The organism is Vibrio sp. CAU 1672 (genome assembly GCF_029223195.1).
In the GTDB taxonomy this organism is placed as follows: Bacteria; Pseudomonadota; Gammaproteobacteria; order Enterobacterales; family Vibrionaceae; genus Vibrio.
Window position 1 is genome coordinate 128,360 of the sequence record NZ_JARHUF010000002.1, and the last position, 17,317, is coordinate 145,676.

The window sequence follows — 17,317 nt, forward strand, 5'->3', positions numbered from 1 at the left end:
AAACCGAACGGCAGCTATGCCATTTTCAGATGGAGTGGCAGTTTCGACCACTCAGATAAAGAGTAGTATATTTATATGCAACATTGTTAAGTTATTGTGATATGTCGGTAATTTACACCGTTTTCTGTCATAACTGTGCTGCCCATCACCCGGCTTAAGGTACTGGCCAGCTTTGGTGTGTGGCGGGGCTTTTGCGCATCGGTCTGAGCTTGTTTAATCATTACAGTTGTTGTTTGTCTGGTTATGGTATTCCTCCCCCCTCTGGCAAAACAGTCGCCGATGGGACACCTTGCCAGTTAGTTACTGATGTAAGGCGGTTAAAAAATGTGCTGTCGGGCAGGGGTGATAGATAAATCACTTAAACTTCAATAAATAACCTCTACACTGAGCATACGATAAAAGAAAAAGGAGACGGGTATGGCAGTGAATCGGTTAGAAACCAGTCAGCTGTATTCAAAAGCTGAGCTGGCCATGATGCCATCTAAGTCCACCAAGGAACTAGCTCCTATCGATGAAATCGTCGGGCAGGAACGCGCGCAGAAAGCGGTTGAGTTTGCCATGTCGATCAAGGAGAAAGGGTACAATATTTATGCGATAGGTCAGAACGGGTTGGGTAAGCGGACCATGATCCTGCGCTACCTCAACCGCCATAAGCATGATGTCAAAGCTTTGTTTGACTGGTGTTATGTGGCGAACTTTGAGGATACCCGAGTGCCGAAAGTGTTGCAGCTCCCTTGTGGGGTGGGCAACCGGCTCAAAGCGGACATCGAAAAACTGATGTCCAAGCTGATGAATGCGATGCCGCTAGCGTTTGACAATGAGATGTACTATACCCGCGCAGAAAGGCTTAAAAACCAGTTAGCCCAGAAGCAGCAATCGGAACTGGATCGGATTGGTAAGGATGCCAAAGAGAAAGGCATCAGTCTGACCATTACCGCACAAGGGGATTATCAGTTTGTGGCGATGAACGGGGAAGAGCCGCATACGGAAGAATCGTTTGATGAGCTGAGCAAAAAAGAGCAGGAGCACTTTGCCAATCGCATTGATCAGCTGGAAGTCAGTTTGCGCTCCATGGTGCGTCAGCTGACCGAGTGGGAAGAGTCATACAGTGAGAAAATCAGGAAATTGAATGATGAAGTGACACTGGATGTGATCACCCATTTTATCAAGCAACTCAAGCTGGACTATTCCGAGTATCCGGTGATCAAAACTTATCTGACCGAGCTGCAAAAAGACATTGTGGAAAACGCAGACATTTTTTTGGATCAGAGTGCTGAGCAAGGGGAAATCGCTACTGCTTCGTTAGATAAGAATTTGCCAAGGCGCTACAAAGTCAACGTACTGGTCAGCCGCAAAAACAGTGAGTTTCCGGTGGTGGTGGAAGAGAGCCCTAATTATCATACTCTGTTTGGCTCGATTGAAACCGCAACGTTTAAAGGGACGGTGTTTACCGATTTCTCCCTTATCCGCGCCGGGAGTCTGCACAAGGCCAACGGTGGTGTGTTGCTCATGGATGCGCAGAAGGTTCTGGAGCAGCCCTATGTCTGGGATGGATTAAAACGGGCGATACGCTCTCGCAAGTTGAGTTTTACTTCACTCGAAAAAGAAGTCACCCTGACGGGAGCTGTGTCACTCGATCCCGAGCCTATCCCTCTGGATATTAAAATCATTCTGTTTGGTGATTACCGTACCTATCAGTTGTTGCAGCACTATGATCCAGAGTTTAGTGAGCTGTTCCGGGTCACCGCAGATTTTGAAGATGAGATGCCGCGCACACCGGAATCAGAACTGCATTATGCTCGTTTTATATCCAGTGTTGTGCATGACAACGGCATGTTGCATTGTGACAAAAAGGCGATTGCGCGGATCATTGAGTACAGCTCAAGGCTATCGGGCGATCAGAATAAGCTGTCACTCCACTCAGCCAATATCGCCAACCTGTTGCGTGAATCGAACTACGTTGCACGGCAAGCCAACTCCAATATGATCCGCATTGGCCATGTTGAAGAGGCGATGAAGAATCAGGAGATGCGTGTTAGCCGCTTGCAAGACAGTGTGATGGAAACGTTTAAGAATGGTACGACTTTGATCCGTACTGAAGGCGTTGAAGTTGGTCAGATCAATGCCCTGTCAGTGCTGAGTACCAGTGATCACATGTTTGGTGCGCCAAACCGTATCACCGCGACCACCTGCTATGGTGAAGGTGATGTCATTGATATAGAGCGCAGTGTGGAACTGGGCGGGCGGATTCACTCTAAAGGGGTGATGATTCTCTCGGCTTATCTTGCTTCGGTGTTTGGTAAAACCGCCCGGGTGCCACTGACAGCGACGCTCACCTTTGAACAATCCTACGGTGGTGTCGATGGTGACAGTGCCAGCATGGCAGAACTCTGTGCTGTGGTATCAGCATTCTCAAAACAGCCAAACCGACAAGATATTGCGATCACCGGATCGATGAACCAGTTTGGTGAAGCGCAGCCAATTGGTGGGGTGAACGAGAAAATTGAAGGTTTTTATGATGTCTGCATGATTAAAGGCCGTCATCATGGACAAGGGGTGATCATTCCCCGTTCAAATGTGCATAATCTGATGTTGCGCGCCGATGTGGTGAAAGCGGTAGCCAAGGGCGAGTTCCATATTTGGGCTATCGAACATGTAACTGAAGCGATTGAGTTATTGACTGGCAAACCTGCAGGAACGGCCACCGATGATGGCTCTTATCCGATTAACACTATTTTTGGTTTAGCCCAGGCGAAACTCAACTCGTTGCGCAAGTAACCTTTTGGCAACTGAGGGCCTGTTTTTTTGTGGTTTTTCTATTTAATCCTCCATAACTGATCATAACTCTTCATAATAACAAAATTCCGGCGTAAGTGCCGGAATCTTGTCACAAATATTGTGAACCAATATCATGAATTTGATGGCTTTTTAATCTGGACAGATGTGTTATCTACCTCTAATAGTGCGCCTGTTACTTATTCTGTTGGGAAGCATCCCACGGCATGGAAGCAGATACCTATCACTTGAGGTTAATCATGCAGTTTTCTTTAAAAAATCTCTCGATACGTACCCAGAACCTTATCCCGGTACTGTTTACCGCTTTTTCGTTGTTCATCGCACTGTGGATCACCAAAAACAATCTGCAAGCAGAACAAGAGGCCATGACGTCTAATGCCGAGTCATTGGTGTTTTACAAAGATGCACTGGCACATATTGATGATCAGGTTTATCCGTTGCGAATCAGTGCCGTGTATGCCATCTATGATGCAAACCGCCGTGACACATTCAGTGATGAACTTAAGTCGGTGGTAAACCAAATTGATAAAGATTTAAATACCATCGCGCAAGAACAAGACTTTCAAAATGAAGTGGAACTGGTTCGCCGCGCAATCACTGCTTATGTCGATTACTCGAGCCGTTCGGTGCCGTTCCTGAATCGTCGTGATTAGGGGCTGGTTTCCAGCGCGGAATACGATCGCTTTATCAGCAAATATCGTCAGGTGGGCAACGAGATGGTGAACTCCATCAATACCCTGTCGCAGCGTGTGAATAAGCTGATGACCGAGAAAATGGCGCACAGTGAACGCGAAAATCAACGGGTACAAACCAATGCTATGCTGAGTATTTTGGTGGTGTTCATTGTTTCACTGTTAGGAGCGTGGTTCTTATCAGGCATTATTGTCACCCCGATCCAAAAACTGCAGGGCGTGATGCGCCATCTGGCTGGTGGGGATCTGTCGGTCCGTGCTGATGTCGAGGGTGACAATGAAATTGCGCACCTTAGCAAAGATGTTAACCAAACCGCGACCCAGTTACACGATACCGTAGATGCACTCATGCGTATCAGCGAAGAAGTGGCATCTGTCTCAACAGAGTTGGCAGCGGTGATGACCCAAGCGGAAGCCAACGCACAACAAGAGTTGATGGAAATTGAACAGGTGGCATCGGCGGTGAATGAGCTGGCGAGTACGGCGGATAATGTGAGTGATAACGCGACCTCAGCGGATTCAACAGCGCGTGAAGCAGATGGTCTGGCTAAATCAGGTCTGGCGATTTTCCAGGAGAGTGCTCAGGCTAGCGAGCAGATGTCACAAGCGCTGAATGATGCAGCACAAGTGGTTACTCGTCTTAAAGAGCAATCGGTACAGATTAATGATGTTATCGAGGTAATTCGCGGCGTATCGGAGCAAACTAACCTGCTGGCACTGAATGCGGCGATTGAAGCGGCACGTGCCGGGGAATCGGGGCGCGGTTTTGCCGTGGTTGCCGACGAAGTGCGTATGCTGGCAGCCCGTACTCAGGAATCTACGCAAGAGATCCAGACGATCATTGAAGAACTGCAGGCGCAATCCGGTTTAGCAAATGACAGTATGCAAGTAAGTCTGGAAATGTTGGTCCGTAATAATGAACTGACCCAACAAGCTAATGATGCGCTGGTTGGAATTACCGAGTCGGTTACCAACATCAATGATTCGAACACTCAGGTTGCCACGGCAGCGGAAGAGCAGTCACAAGTGACGCAAGACATCAACCGTAACGTAGTAAACATGTCTGAGCTGGTGAACCAAAATGTGGCAGGCATTAGTCAAAGTGCCAGTGCGAGTACGGAACTTTGACTATTAGCAGAAAAACAGAAAGAGCAATTGAGCTTCTTTAAACTGTAATTATGCTGACCACATAAAAAAGCGCCGAAGGGCGCTTTTTTTATGTCAGTGCGTGACTCATTTGAGCGTCAGCCTGGTACCGTCGAACTTGAGATGGCCAAGCAACGTTTTGGCATTGGCTTTACCAAAATCATCAAACTCGATCCCGTAGCGTGCATGATGGACCGATTTCTGGATGTTGCAAATTCGCCCTTTAAGTGCCAATAGCATTGGTCCGCCCCGCTGGTTAATGACCACATCCAGTGATACCTTGTCCTGAGGCTGCAATGGCCGGCTCATGGGTGAGGTGATGATCCGGCAGCCACCTCGTGACAAATCCCGGATTTCACACTCAGTACGATAATCACTCAGATGCAGGCGTGCATCGAGGTTGACTTCATAACGGGTCTCTTTACGGAGTTGAAATACCTGCATCGTATTTGGCAGCGCCAATATCAACAGCGGATAGGGGGCTCCAAGCCGATGCTGAAGCTGGGCACGAAACGGAATCACGGCCCCTTCGCCCCGGTGAGAATAGGCTTTAACGCTTAACCAGAACCCTTCCTGAAAATAGAACCTGAGATCTTCATCAGAGATGTTGGGAATTTCTATCAGCGCGGTATTGTTGCTGTGGCAACCGACAAAAGTGCTGGTGGTGATATATTTGGTGCCGACAGGGGTGGTCACATTGAGCGTGACTTCGCTGCCATGTTCTACCATTGCCATAGCGTCGGTGCTGTTGAGTACTGTCGCCTGTCGCCGCTGGGTAAGGGTATCCGCTGCCCCTTGCTTGTTTTCGTTACTTCTAGCCATCATGGGTATCGCTTTTATTCCTGCAAACACTGCGCTTTACAGGCTTTTATATCTATAAGCATTGGTTTTAAGTCGGACTGACTTGAAACATGGCAATAATTCTATGCAGTGATATCATTTGATTCAATGAATCACATGTAAAAAATGGGAGCTGGATGATGTTTCATGTAGTGCACGACGCAGAACATCACTGCTTTTGGGTCGATTTGGTTAAAGAGTATCAGGCCAAGGTTCTCTATGAGCAACATGGCTCTGTGTTGCATATTACTTCAACGGTAGTACCCGAGCCATTACGGGGTAAAGGCTATGGCAAGATCATGATGGAAGCGCTACTGGCCGAAATTGAATCGCTTAACTTGAAGGTCGTCCCGGTATGCCCTTATGTTGTCCACTATTTTGAGCGTAATAAGCAGTGGGCCCATTTACTGGCATGAGAGCTGTGATTCATCCGCTGTATCAACAAATTGGCCAAGAGTTAAAATTGGGCACAGTACACTCTGCTGGTGTCATTCAGAGCCTGTGGGGAGGCTATGGTGAACTGGTACGGCTGCATTTTGCCGAGCGTAACGTGATTGTCAAGCACGTAGGCTTGCCTAAACCTTCTGCCCACCCGAGAGGATGGAACACAGATCGCTCTCACCAAAGAAAACTGCGTTCTTATCAGGTGGAAGTCAACTGGTATCAGCACTTTAGTTTGCTGACCGACGCTCAATGGCGAGCTCCTGTGGGATTAATGTGCCGTCAGACAGAACATGAGTGGCTGATTGTGATGGAAGATCTTGCCCAGGCCGGATTCCCGGATACGATCAAACAAGCAAATAAAACCCATTTGCGCGCATGCCTGACCTGGCTGGCAAACTTTCATGCCCGCTTTATTGGCTGTCAAACCCGGCAGTTGTGGGAAACCGGTACCTATTGGCATTTAGATACGCGCCCTGATGAATGGCAGGCTTTAAGTGATGAAGAGTTGAAGTGCCACGCACGGTTGATTGATCAAACCTTGCGCAGTGCCTGCTACCCGACCTTGGTGCATGGCGATGCCAAACTGGCCAACTTTTGTTTTACCCCGGATGGCAACCAAGCCGCAGCCGTCGATTTCCAATATGTTGGCCACGGCTGTGCGATGAAAGACGTGGCGCTGTTTATGAGCAGTGCGGTTGAGCCGCAAGCTTGCGAGCAGATGGAGCACTGGGTACTGGACTGCTACTTTGATGCACTCGAAACAGCATTGGCGCGTTATCAGCCGTCACTGAATCGTGCCAGTGTTGAACAAGCGTGGCGGCCTCTGTTCGCACTTGCCTGGGCCGACTTTCAGCGTTTTGTCAAAGGCTGGAGCCCGGAACACTGGAAGATCAATCCTTATACTGAATCACTTACGGCGCGAGCGCTCAAAGAACTGAAAGGCGTTCACGCTGCATCTCCGGGCGGTGCCGATTGAATGATCAGGGGGATTGCGGGTGTCCGCTACCCGGAATGGCGCTTGTAGCTGGCAGGATGTCAGCAGTATTGCATCGCCTTACCTGGTAATTCAGCCGACTAACCGGTGTGGTGCCTGGTCATGGGCATTTGTTGCGGTATTGTTATGCATGACGCTATTATAGTGGCAATGCAAAATAAGGGATTGCCATGAGTACTGCGCTGGAGTTAACCGCAAGCGGTGTATGGTCAGTCCGATCCTGGTCAATCAGCAATTGCTCTATTATTTAAGTTGTGGTTTCTGATTACTCTGCTCCCATGATTATTGCCTGAGTCGAGGTTCTCATTTATCAAAATTGGATAAATGAAGCCCGTGATACCTTGGCCTAACAGTCGATTTAATGTTCTTATACTGGCGAACGTCTTATTTGCCCGGGCAATGTAATCAGCCAGATATTTTTTCCCTCCTGATAAACTTGTTTGCTTAGGATATATAATTCTATTAATAGAGTGCTCAAGTGAGGCTTCATTGTTGAAGGGCTGGGGTACTCTGGTTGCTCATCATGGATAAGAGCTTGCCTGTGAATAGCGGATATTTAGTCGATATCATCATTCTTTTGTTGGCGGCAGTCATAGCTGTCCCGGTGTTTCAATACTTGAAATTTGGGGCTATCCCGGGCTTTTTGGTCGCAGGCGCAATGATCGGTCCGTCGGGGCTGGGCTATATCCAGGATTACGATGAAGTTGCCCAGTTGGCTGAGTTTGGTGTCATTCTTTTATTGTTTATTATTGGCATGGAAATTAAGCCATCGAGCCTTTGGCACATCAGGCGATTGGTGTTAGGGCTTGGCGCCGCTCAGGTGTTGATCACAGGAGGGATCATCACGGTTGTTGCACATGAAATCCTGGATGCTTCCTGGGAAGCTTCCCTTTTAATCGGGCTCTCGTTATCTTTATCTTCAACGGCCTTTGTTCTTCAGCTGTTATCGGAAAGGCACATGCTCTCCTCAGAATACGGCAGAGCTTCAGTCGCTGTATTGCTCCTACAAGATCTGGCGGTGGTTCCGTTACTGGTTTTTGTAACGTTTATGGCCGAGCCTGAATTTACTATCGTCGAAGATATTTCCCTCGTACTGGCCGAGGCTTTCATCATTCTTTGTTTCATTATTGTCTTTACCCGCTATATTTTAACCCCCTTGCTGAACCTGCTTTCCCGGTTTGGATCACCCGAAATATTTACTGCATCCGCGTTACTTTTGGTATTGGGAGCGGCATACGCGATGGAAAGAATCGGTTTGTCGATGGCCATGGGGGCGTTTGTTGCGGGGTTATTGATTGCTGACTCATCGTATCGTCATCAAATCATCGCAGAGGTTCAGCCCTTTAGAGGTTTGCTGCTTGGGCTGTTTTTTATGTCAATGGGGATGTCATTAAATATTGTTCACTTCTTAGAGTATCCTCTTGTGCTGGTCGGTGTTGCTGTTACGCTCATGACGCTTAAGTTTCTGATTCTCTGGCCCTTATCTCGTGTGTTCGGAATCAAGGCGCAGGCATCCGTTGCCGTTGCCATCCTTTTGTCACAAAGTGGTGAGTTTGCTTTAGTATTATTTGCCGTCGCGAAAAGTTTGGCTGTGCTGGAAGAGGTTTTGTTTCAACACCTACTCATTGTTGTCCTGCTGACTATGCTCATTACCCCGGTGCTGGATAAAGTCGCTTATCGGGTATTTTCGGCTTCGCGCAGGCCCCCGGTAACCATGCAATATGCTGATGTCGGCAAGCATCAGCAACATACGCAGCCGGTCATTATTGTAGGGTTTGGAAGAATGGGCCATCGGATTGGTCATATTATGGAATTGATGAAAGTCCCTTATCTTGCAATTGATAGTGATGAGTCCCTTGTGGCGCGAGAACGCTCAAAAGGTAAGCCTGTGTATTTCGGAGACGTGCAAAGTCTCCAGGTACTGCGTGCGGTCGGGGCGACTAATGCGCCGTTTGTGATTGTCGCCATCAATGATCCGGGTGTAACGGAGAAAATCGTCGCTTCGCTTCACTCTTCCGCTCCTGAGATTGCTATTTTTGCGCGGGGGCATGACCTGATTAAATGCCATGATCTAAGATCGCTCGGAGCATACTATACCGTTTCGGAAACTCTCGAGGCTAGCGCCGAGCTTGCTCATGCTGCTTTACTTCATATTGGTGTTGAAGCATCGGAAATTGCGATTGCGCTTGAGCAATTTCGCAAGGATTACTACAAGCAAGTTAATCGGAATGAGGACCAATGAACGGAGTAAAATAGATAGCTTGGTTGATAAAAGTGGACTAAAGGCCACTTTAGCTTACATGGCTCTTCGGCCCATACAAGTGTAGTGCGGGCAATGAAACACGCGCATTGCGCCGGGGCTAGCCGCGAATGTCGTTCGCTGTGTCCCACCCGTTTACCTTCCTGCTACCTGTGTGGCGAGGCTGGATTGGCTTTGCTTCTTTTTGCGAGGGACTTGAGGAAAAAGTAGCCGGCAAAGGCGATAAGCAGGGTATTGCCCACGGTTGTGATGGCTAGCTGGGTGAAGACCTTAGGCGCCGGCTCCGCATACAGGGTGATATCAAAATAGGCGGCGCATCCGTATCCTAACAGGTTTGCTAACAGTGCCAGCAGGACAAACAGAATAAAGTCGCGCTGGTTAAACTTGCCTTGTACAAGACGGTGACGCGTCAGGAGCGGAAAGAAGCCGATGATGAAACCAACGATGCCCGAGCCCACCACCCAGCTCATCCAGACGCCCCATCCGGCAAAAAAATCCGTAATCCAGTGACCAACAAACCCGATCAGTAACCCTATCAGAGGGCCAAACATGACCGAGAACAGGGCCAGTATGATGATTGCTGGTTTTAAGGTGGTATTGGCATAGACGGGCAGGCCAAACATCGGCAGGCCTCCGATCCCGTATAGGGCGATGCCGATGGCGAGCGCGACAACAGGCTTGGTGGTTAGGTTCATAGGCATCTCCGTCAAAGTATCGGGTGGGCTCTTACGCACGGCATTTTGCTTCTGGCTCAGGGGCTGAAACTCAGCCCCTGATTGATGGCGATCGGCGGATATCACTTTGCCTCTAATGATCCAAATAAAGGTAGTTTTGCCAGCTCTTCATCCGGATCAGCACCTTACGCATCACGGATACATGGGTGAAGCGGTCAGAGTAGACCGCGACTTCTACCGCAGTTCCTAGTGGCAGTTGGTATTGTGACATATCGTCGGTGATCTTCAGGGTCACAAATACCCGGCCACTGGTGCGCAATGCCTCGGTACCGAACAGTGCCCCCCGGGCCTGAAACTGGCTCTCACCAATCGCGGGCAGCACCTCTATGACCTCTCCTTTAAACACCTTTCCCGGTAGTGCCCGGAACATAAACTCGGCTTCATAACCGGGCTTGATACGCTGGAGCGAGTTCTGGCGAAATGCCCCGGTGTAGATCCGCTGTTCGGTATGCACAAAAGTCATGACCGGCGCGAGTGGCAGGGGTACCGCCATAACCCCCGGTCGAAGTGCCAACTGAGTCACATAGCCCTCGGTTGGAGCGCGCACGACGGTTTGCTCCAAATCAAACTCTGCCTGACGCAACTCCGCCAGTAACTGAGCCACCTGGGTGTTCTCCCCACCGATTTCAGAGTTGAGGGCAATTTGGCGCTGTTCCAGTTGTGACTGGGCTACTTCAACTGCGGCTTGGGCCGCTTTGTAGGCTTGGCGTCGGGTATCAAGTTGTTGCTCAGTAAAGGCCCCGCGATCAAAACCACGCTGGTAACGGTTGAACTCACGTTGGGCTTTGTCCCGCTCTGCGGTCGCTTTGAGCAGTACAGCCTGCGCCTCCTGAACGTCGGACTCTAACCCCAGCGCGCCTTGACTGGCTTCTTTGACTTTCGCCCGCAGTTTTGCCACTTCAGCTTCATAAGGCACCGGATCAATGCGAAACAGGACATCCCCCTGACGTAAAGGCTGATTCGGTGTGACCGGCACTTCAATCACGCGCCCGCGTACCCCGGAGACAATGGGCGTGGTTGAGAACACCTGATTGCCCAACTGGGTGAAGGGGTGGTTGTAGTTCATCAGCAGGATTAATGTGCCAATAAGCACCACGCCACCTAACACGGCGGTTGGCACCGTCCATTTATTGAGTGGAATTTTGAAAATTTTGAAGATGGCGATGCACAGTGCAGCGTATGTCAGGATCAGTAGTAAATCCATTATTGATTCTCCTGTGCGTCATTGGTGGTGGTTTGCGGTGGGTGAGCTTGTTTCTTGAGGGTGTTCACCTCTTGTTTTAGCTGGCGGACCTCATCCACCAACGCCTCTACCCGGTGATGAATATCGTGCGTTTCTTGCTCCAGCTGTTTAAAGCCCCATCCGCGCTCTTTACGCCATAACGTTGCCCAAATCCATAGGAACGGCCATAGCGCATGGAGTGTGAACAGGCTTACCCAGCCGGCATAGTGAATCGCGTCCTGGTGGGGATGCTCACGTTCCTTGGCTATTTCATATGGGATGTCATGAATAACGATGACGCCGTAAAAAATCACAAGAGCAACGAAGATGAGCAGCCCAAGTGCAAAATAATCTAAAAACATCATACTTCCTTGTACTGATTGCTAGACGGAAAAACAGGTGAATTGATTTTTTAAGTATTTGATACAAATACAGGTGAATCAAGCGACACGGGTAATATTACTTCCGCTTATGAGATATGGTGCATTAATTGCGCGCGGTTAACCCGTTCTCTTCATGGTAGGAAATGGTTGTATCGGCTGTCGCGTCAGTTTGTAGAAACGGCGCTGCCTGATAAGGAGTGCGGAGGGCGTATCAGATTACTCCGAGCACACTTGGTTACGGCCATTGGCTTTGGCCCGGTAAAGGGCTTTATCGGCACGATAAAAAGTACGCTGGGTGTTTTCCCCTTCGCGGTGGAGGGTGACGCCGACAGACACCGTCAGCCCCCTTTCGCCGAGAATTTCATGCCAGCCATACTGATAAATACGTTGCCGGTAGTTTTCGGCATGCATGTTGGCTGCTTCCAGTTTGCTGTTTTCGAGAATGACCAAAAACTCTTCCCCGCCGAAGCGGACACAAGAGGCTCCACGGAACTTAAAATAGCTCGCCAGCTCTTTGGATACATGCTTGATCGCTTGATCACCAATTAAGTGGCTCAACTCATCATTGATTGACTTGAAGTGATCAATATCAATCACCAACAATGCAAATGGTGTGTCGTGGAGCAATAGATCTTTGAGTTTTACTTCCAACCAGCGGCGGTTGTGTAATGAAGTCAACGGATCGGTGAACACGTCCTGCTGGAGTTGGGCCACGGTGTTTTTATGTTGCTGGGTGGTTTCTTTCAACTCTTTGTTTTCAATCTCGGACATTATCAGCTTAAGCTGCAGTTCAAAACGGGATAGGCGGCGCAGTTGGGCCGGGCCCAGTTCACTCATTGGGATGTGTTTGATCAGATCCGTTTCAACCCTGAACGCTTTTTTCTCATAGCGCAGCGCTTTTTCAAACTGTCCCTGAGAGGCGCAGATTTGGCTCATCGCATCAAAAAAGCGCTTGGTGATGGTGGGTGAACCGTGCTTTTCTACCCGTTTACCCGCTGAGTCAAGCATCACATTGGCCAGTGACTGGTGCCCGAGCTCGTTAAGACAAAATGCCGTTTCCATCTTCACCATGGTCGACAGCCAGTTGGTATGGATATTGCCAGCGGTATATTGGATTTTCGAGATTGCAGACAGCGCTTCGTGATACTGTTTCTGCAACCGATGCAGCTTAGCCTGATAGAGGCGGATTTGGCCGGTGAGTGTTTTGTCACTGACCAAAATACTCAGTTCTTCACACTCACGTAATAGTTCCGAGGCGCTTGTGGCGCGTTGCTGGTGGATTAAGCAAGCGAGCATGTAGAGCTTGTAGCGCAAGCGTAATGAGCGGCTCTCTATGGCATGATCAATGCCGTCGATTTTCTGGTAGTAGCGCAGGGCGCGATTGTGGTCACCATAGATATCGCAGAGGTTACCTAAGCCGATAATCGCCCGGACATAGTGGTCAATATAACCGTGCTCAACCGCAATGTTGGTTGATGAGACGTACTCATTCAGTGCTGCGCTGTAATTGCCTTGCTCGACGAGCCGTTCACTCAGGCTTTCTTTGATCATCAGGATATCGGCAGCATCTGCTGGCAGTTCGAGCAAATTGAGTGCCTGGCGGAGTTCCTCGACGCTTTCATTCAATTGCTTTAACCGGAAGCGATATTCTGCGCTGATAATGTAGCAACACGCCCGTTCACGGTTGGAAGAAGCCAAATGCTGACGAATGTGATCCCATAAAATGATCGCTTCTTCGCCAGAAACGGCAGAGGGATCCATGCCGGCATCGCTGACTTTGTTAAGCAGTTGTTCCATTTTTCATTACCTCTATATGGCTCTCTTCCAACTGCTCTAAGGTGAAAGGGAAAGTCAGAATATCCTGCAAATACAACGATGGTTTCGGTCCTTTTAGTCCGCGGCGGCTCCAGGGATAAAGCTCGATCATCGAACAAATAACACGATACAGATCTTCGGCGGCCTGGCCTTTATCGGCAATAAGCATCGCCAGGCGATCAGTGCTCAAGCGGGAAATCAGGTCACTGGAGGTTGAGAGGGAGTGGACCAGTTCAGTACAAACATCGAGAAACGCCGGATCGTCATGTCGAATCATGATCACGGCATGATTGGATTGCTTTAATTCGGTTTTGAATAAGACCAGTTGTTCCCACCAGTAGGTTTCTGACACAACGTTGGAAAGCTGTTTCTCCGGATCGTATTCATAGTGGGCGCGAATGCGATTGATGAGCTTGCGCGCTCGTTGCTCGAGTTGCCGTTTAGAACTGCGTGCTTTATCCATACTAACCCGGTGGTTTTGCTCTTTGAGCATCTGCAACGCGTATTTCCGGTATTTTCTAAAAGCGTGCAAGGCTGCCTGATGATCGCCTTGTTCTTCACAAACCCGAGACTGTTGGAAGCAAATTTGGCTGAGTAATTCACCATTATCGAACGACTGCGCCGATTTTTCTGCCATGACCAATAGCTGAGCAGCATTATCTGGATTTTTCCTCAGTAGTTCCAGCCTGGCCCGGCTGATAAATGAGTGCGCTTTCATCCAGGTTAGATCGTGCTCAATGGCGAGTTGATGTGCTTTCTGGTTGGCCTCTTCCGCGGCGTCGAGCCGTTCCAGCCCGAGCAACGCCAAGCCCCGGAAGTCCCAGATTTCTGCCTGCCAGGTATTATCGTGATGATTTTGCAGCACTTCTGCTGCACCATCCAGTACGGTCAGCATTTCCAGATAGTTGTTGAGCAGGTAATAATCCCAGGCTAACAGAATACGCGCTTTGCCTTCCAACCAGGCAATCCGTTCATTATTTGCAACTCTTACCGCGAGAGAGTGGGTTGCAGCCGCCATATTGTGCTCGTTAGTAATGCGCCAGACATTACCTAGCCCGATGAGAGCTTCAACTTGTATTTCAACGTCATCGACCAGTGCTGATTGCTCAAGAGCATTGATCCAATATTGCTGGGCGGAGTAATATTTCGCCTGTCCCCAGTACTGGAGGGCAAAAAGGTGCAGGATTTCAGGTAGGCATTCGTCAGTATCGAGTTGATTTTGCTTCTTAAAGGCTTCTTTGATCCACTTTAGCCCCTGACGGTATTCCATCAGGCACCAACAGCTGTGTGACATGATGATGAGCGCTTGAATTTCCCCTTCGACATACAGAATCTGTTCTGCACGAACGCGGCACTGCTCAGCAATTTGCAACGCTTTTTCGGGAATGGACTTTATTTGTCCTTTTATCGCTTGAAGCTCAGCCTCTATCTGAAATTGGTTTTTATCCAATGATCACACCCACGACTATTGTGTTTAAAACAGCACCTATAATTATGTAGCCAGTTGCATTTGTTAACCTATGGGATTCACGCCAGATAATAACATGACTTAAGGTATTCCAAGTGTGAGTTATACCTAAGTCAGCAACCATTTACCACACTTTCATGACTAAGGTGTTACCCGACTAGGATAAAAGCTGCTTAATGGTCAGTGGCGCATCGGTAACATTCAGCCTTTGAGCGGCCGTGAGTCCCTGTTTATCTTGGTAGCACAAATTATGCCAAGCTCTGAAAATATCTAAAAGAGGTAGTAATCCAGCAGGCCTTAATTTGCGACGAGGTTCGTTGATAAAGCTTTCAAACAGCAGTTGGAAGCGGCTCTGGTAAAACTGAATGTGGCGAGTTGTGGCGACACTGAACCAGGCGGAAGGATCATTGTTATCGCCAGCCAGGTAGCAAATGCCTTTTTGGCTGTCTTGTTGACTGGAGATAGCCCAACGGTCACGCCACCAACTCATATAAGCGATATCGATTTTGCCAAATGGGATATTCATGTCCCAGCCCGGATCCTCGTCGACATACATCAGATCAACGTTATTTTGCTGAATGCGCTTCAGACATACACTAAGTGCCGCTGAACGCAAAAATGGATCTTGTGGCATATAGATCGAGACCCGCTTTTCTGAGTTGCACATATCCATTACGTGCAAATAGTGGGCGTACGAGGTGTAAGGCGGACGAATTAACGCGCCTTTTGATGGGTAGTGGAATACGGCCATATTACCGAGCGGATCTTCCACATTCGCCCGGGCCAAAATTGTCTGGTACTTCTGATCAATACGCTCACGTAATAGCGGTGATGGAGCAGGTGGCGCTTCGCTGGCTTCCGCTTTGAACTCTCGTGAAACAAAGCGCGAGATTGGATCGTATGGGTTATGATCGACACTGCCTAGCGGTTCTTCATCGGCGGAGTAATTGACATGCTGGCATAAAATGTAGCCGGAATGCGCTTCTCCGGAGACGATCCAGTACACGCCATTGTCGCTGTTGGGTTGCAGCGGCATGTAGTGGGAAGCAAGCTCATAAGAGCGGGCATGATTGACCCAGCGAGCGTCAATAGTGGCCAGTTTACGCCGACACCGACTGGCAATATGCACCACGTGGTCGTAGAAAGTTTTGGGATTGATGCTCAGTTTGCGGCAAATTTCTCGTACCGAATACCCGGTGAACAACAAGCCCATCAGGTTTTCTTGAAATTGCAGTTTTTTATTGGTACCAGACCATTTGTCAACAAATGTGCTTTGACAGGCTTTACAGCGATAACGCTGGCGGTCACCACTATAGCCAAAAGCATGGTAGAGATGTTTATGGGTATGAACTGACAGGCCGAAGTTATCACACTCGTCGTTGCGACATGCCGGTAGTCCATCGCCGTGTACGTGTCTTAAACGATGTAGTTCATTGACCACGTCACGGTTATTAAGTAAGGGGGGGAAAGCTCCACATTCACGGCATACCATCGCCGGACGCTTAGGGTTAGCATGTTGCAAAACGTAATGCTTTGCATCACTCAATCCAAAGTTGTCACACGCCAATGTTTTACAAAAGTTGAGTTGTAACCCATCTGCGTCTTTTGGCAGTTTGCCGTTAGACACAATCGCCCCCTCGGGATAAATCTGGCAGCCGGTCAGGCTCCGGCTGCAAGTTACTGCTTAATAATTCTTAGATGTTGATTGCTGTTTCCAGAGCAACTTTCATCATGTCGTTGAACGACTTTTGACGCTCTTCAGAGCTTAGTTTTTCACCACGGATGATGTGGTCAGAAACCGTCAGGATAGTCAGAGCTTTCGCGCCTAGGTCTGCAGCCACGCCGTAGATACCAGCCGCTTCCATGTCTACACCCAGGATGCCCAGTTTTTCCATCTTCTCGAAGATGTCAGCTTCTGGTGTGTAGAATAGGTCAGCAGAGAATACGTTACCTACTTTAACTGGTACTTCTTGAGCGCGTGCTTGGTTAACTGCTTCTTCCAGAAGACCGTAATCAGCGATCGCTGCGAAGTCGTGGTTGTTAAAGCGGATACGGTTAACTTTTGAGTCTGTAGAAGCACCCATACCGATAACAACGTCCATTAGGTTAACGTCGTCACGTACTGCACCACAGCTACCTACACGGATTACGTTTTTCACACCGTACTCAGCGATTAGCTCGTGTACGTAGATACAGCAAGATGGGATACCCATACCGTGGCCCATAACAGAAACTTTTTTGCCTTTGTATGTGCCAGTGAAGCCGAACATGTTACGAACGTCACAAACTTGTTTTACATCTTCAAGAAACGTTTCTGCGATGTATTTTGCGCGTAGTGGGTCGCCTGGCATTAGGACTGTTTCAGCGAAATCACCTGGTTGTGCGTTAATGTGTGGGGTTGCCATAAGTGCTCTCCAAAGTTTTATTCCGGTAAGACACATCTAGTATAGAATGCTATTACCAATTCTGTTGAACTTGTTCGTTTTCGTTGAGGCAATAATATCGGGCGCTGCAATCATCTCT

At 48.8% G+C, this 17,317-nt stretch carries 12 protein-coding genes and 1 pseudogene; 5 read left to right on the forward strand and 8 right to left on the reverse strand.

Annotated elements, in window-relative coordinates; genetic code table 11:
• Positions 1 to 417: 417 nt before the first annotated feature.
• Positions 418 to 2,778, forward strand: coding sequence for an ATP-binding protein (locus P2G85_RS02870; RefSeq protein ID WP_275862612.1), 2,361 nt, complete (start codon positions 418 to 420; stop codon positions 2,776 to 2,778).
• Between the two features lie 257 nt (positions 2,779 to 3,035).
• Positions 3,036 to 4,616 (forward strand): annotated as a pseudogene (locus P2G85_RS02875) (methyl-accepting chemotaxis protein).
• A 105-nt stretch (positions 4,617 to 4,721) separates the two neighbouring features.
• Here the strand turns inward: P2G85_RS02875 and P2G85_RS02880 are convergent.
• Positions 4,722 to 5,456 carry a flagellar brake protein gene (locus P2G85_RS02880; protein ID WP_275862829.1) on the reverse strand — a complete coding sequence of 245 codons (735 nt, stop codon included), beginning with the start codon at positions 5,454 to 5,456 and terminating at the stop codon, positions 4,722 to 4,724.
• A 158-nt stretch (positions 5,457 to 5,614) separates the two neighbouring features.
• Between P2G85_RS02880 and P2G85_RS02885 the strand changes: the two genes are divergently transcribed.
• The 3 genes from P2G85_RS02885 to P2G85_RS02895 all read left to right on the forward strand — a co-directional run bounded on the left by P2G85_RS02885 (position 5,615) and on the right by P2G85_RS02895 (position 9,154).
• Positions 5,615 to 5,890 carry a GNAT family N-acetyltransferase gene (locus P2G85_RS02885; RefSeq protein WP_275862830.1) on the forward strand — a complete coding sequence of 92 codons (276 nt, stop codon included), beginning with the start codon at positions 5,615 to 5,617 and terminating at the stop codon, positions 5,888 to 5,890.
• Positions 5,887 to 6,894, forward strand: coding sequence for a phosphotransferase (locus P2G85_RS02890; RefSeq protein WP_275862613.1), 1,008 nt, complete (start codon positions 5,887 to 5,889; stop codon positions 6,892 to 6,894). Before P2G85_RS02885 ends, P2G85_RS02890 begins: the two co-directional genes overlap by 4 nt.
• Before the next feature lie 541 nt (positions 6,895 to 7,435).
• The gene (locus P2G85_RS02895; RefSeq protein WP_275862614.1) at positions 7,436 to 9,154 is read left to right on the forward strand and encodes a monovalent cation:proton antiporter-2 (CPA2) family protein; all 1,719 of its coding nucleotides are present in this window, start codon (positions 7,436 to 7,438) and stop codon (positions 9,152 to 9,154) included.
• A 164-nt stretch (positions 9,155 to 9,318) separates the two neighbouring features.
• Here the strand turns inward: P2G85_RS02895 and P2G85_RS02900 are convergent, their stop codons facing one another.
• From P2G85_RS02900 to deoD, 7 genes are all read right to left on the reverse strand, one after another.
• Complete coding sequence (locus P2G85_RS02900; RefSeq protein WP_275862615.1) at positions 9,319 to 9,867, reverse strand: ECF-type riboflavin transporter substrate-binding protein; 549 nt, start codon at positions 9,865 to 9,867, stop codon at positions 9,319 to 9,321.
• A gap of 112 nt (positions 9,868 to 9,979) precedes the next feature.
• Entirely contained in the window at positions 9,980 to 11,110 is a 1,131-nt protein-coding gene (locus P2G85_RS02905; protein ID WP_275862616.1) for an HlyD family secretion protein, read from the reverse strand.
• Positions 11,110 to 11,490 carry a DUF3302 domain-containing protein gene (locus P2G85_RS02910; RefSeq protein WP_275862617.1) on the reverse strand — a complete coding sequence of 127 codons (381 nt, stop codon included), beginning with the start codon at positions 11,488 to 11,490 and terminating at the stop codon, positions 11,110 to 11,112. The genes P2G85_RS02905 and P2G85_RS02910 overlap by 1 nt, the downstream gene beginning before the upstream one ends.
• A gap of 237 nt (positions 11,491 to 11,727) precedes the next feature.
• Complete coding sequence (locus P2G85_RS02915; protein WP_275862618.1) at positions 11,728 to 13,308, reverse strand: GGDEF domain-containing protein; 1,581 nt, start codon at positions 13,306 to 13,308, stop codon at positions 11,728 to 11,730.
• The gene (locus P2G85_RS02920; protein ID WP_275862619.1) at positions 13,292 to 14,776 is read right to left on the reverse strand and encodes a hypothetical protein; all 1,485 of its coding nucleotides are present in this window, start codon (positions 14,774 to 14,776) and stop codon (positions 13,292 to 13,294) included. Before P2G85_RS02920 ends, P2G85_RS02915 begins: the two co-directional genes overlap by 17 nt.
• A gap of 175 nt (positions 14,777 to 14,951) precedes the next feature.
• The gene (locus P2G85_RS02925; RefSeq protein ID WP_275862620.1) at positions 14,952 to 16,421 is read right to left on the reverse strand and encodes a lactate dehydrogenase; all 1,470 of its coding nucleotides are present in this window, start codon (positions 16,419 to 16,421) and stop codon (positions 14,952 to 14,954) included.
• 67 nt (positions 16,422 to 16,488) lie between these two features.
• Complete coding sequence (gene deoD / locus P2G85_RS02930) at positions 16,489 to 17,199, reverse strand: purine-nucleoside phosphorylase (protein ID WP_005470284.1); 711 nt, start codon at positions 17,197 to 17,199, stop codon at positions 16,489 to 16,491.
• Positions 17,200 to 17,317: the final 118 nt, after the last annotated feature.

Coding starts and splice junctions, on each gene's coding strand:
- P2G85_RS02870 (WP_275862612.1), top strand. CDS start 418: ATGGCAGTGAATCGGTTAGAAACCAGTCAGCTGTATTCAAAAGCTGAG.
- P2G85_RS02880 (WP_275862829.1), bottom strand. CDS start 5,456: ATGGCTAGAAGTAACGAAAACAAGCAAGGGGCAGCGGATACCCTTACC.
- P2G85_RS02885 (WP_275862830.1), top strand. CDS start 5,615: ATGTTTCATGTAGTGCACGACGCAGAACATCACTGCTTTTGGGTCGAT.
- P2G85_RS02890 (WP_275862613.1), top strand. CDS start 5,887: ATGAGAGCTGTGATTCATCCGCTGTATCAACAAATTGGCCAAGAGTTA.
- P2G85_RS02895 (WP_275862614.1), top strand. CDS start 7,436: ATGGATAAGAGCTTGCCTGTGAATAGCGGATATTTAGTCGATATCATC.
- P2G85_RS02900 (WP_275862615.1), bottom strand. CDS start 9,867: ATGAACCTAACCACCAAGCCTGTTGTCGCGCTCGCCATCGGCATCGCC.
- P2G85_RS02905 (WP_275862616.1), bottom strand. CDS start 11,110: ATGGATTTACTACTGATCCTGACATACGCTGCACTGTGCATCGCCATC.
- P2G85_RS02910 (WP_275862617.1), bottom strand. CDS start 11,490: ATGTTTTTAGATTATTTTGCACTTGGGCTGCTCATCTTCGTTGCTCTT.
- P2G85_RS02915 (WP_275862618.1), bottom strand. CDS start 13,308: ATGGAACAACTGCTTAACAAAGTCAGCGATGCCGGCATGGATCCCTCT.
- deoD (WP_005470284.1), bottom strand. CDS start 17,199: ATGGCAACCCCACACATTAACGCACAACCAGGTGATTTCGCTGAAACA.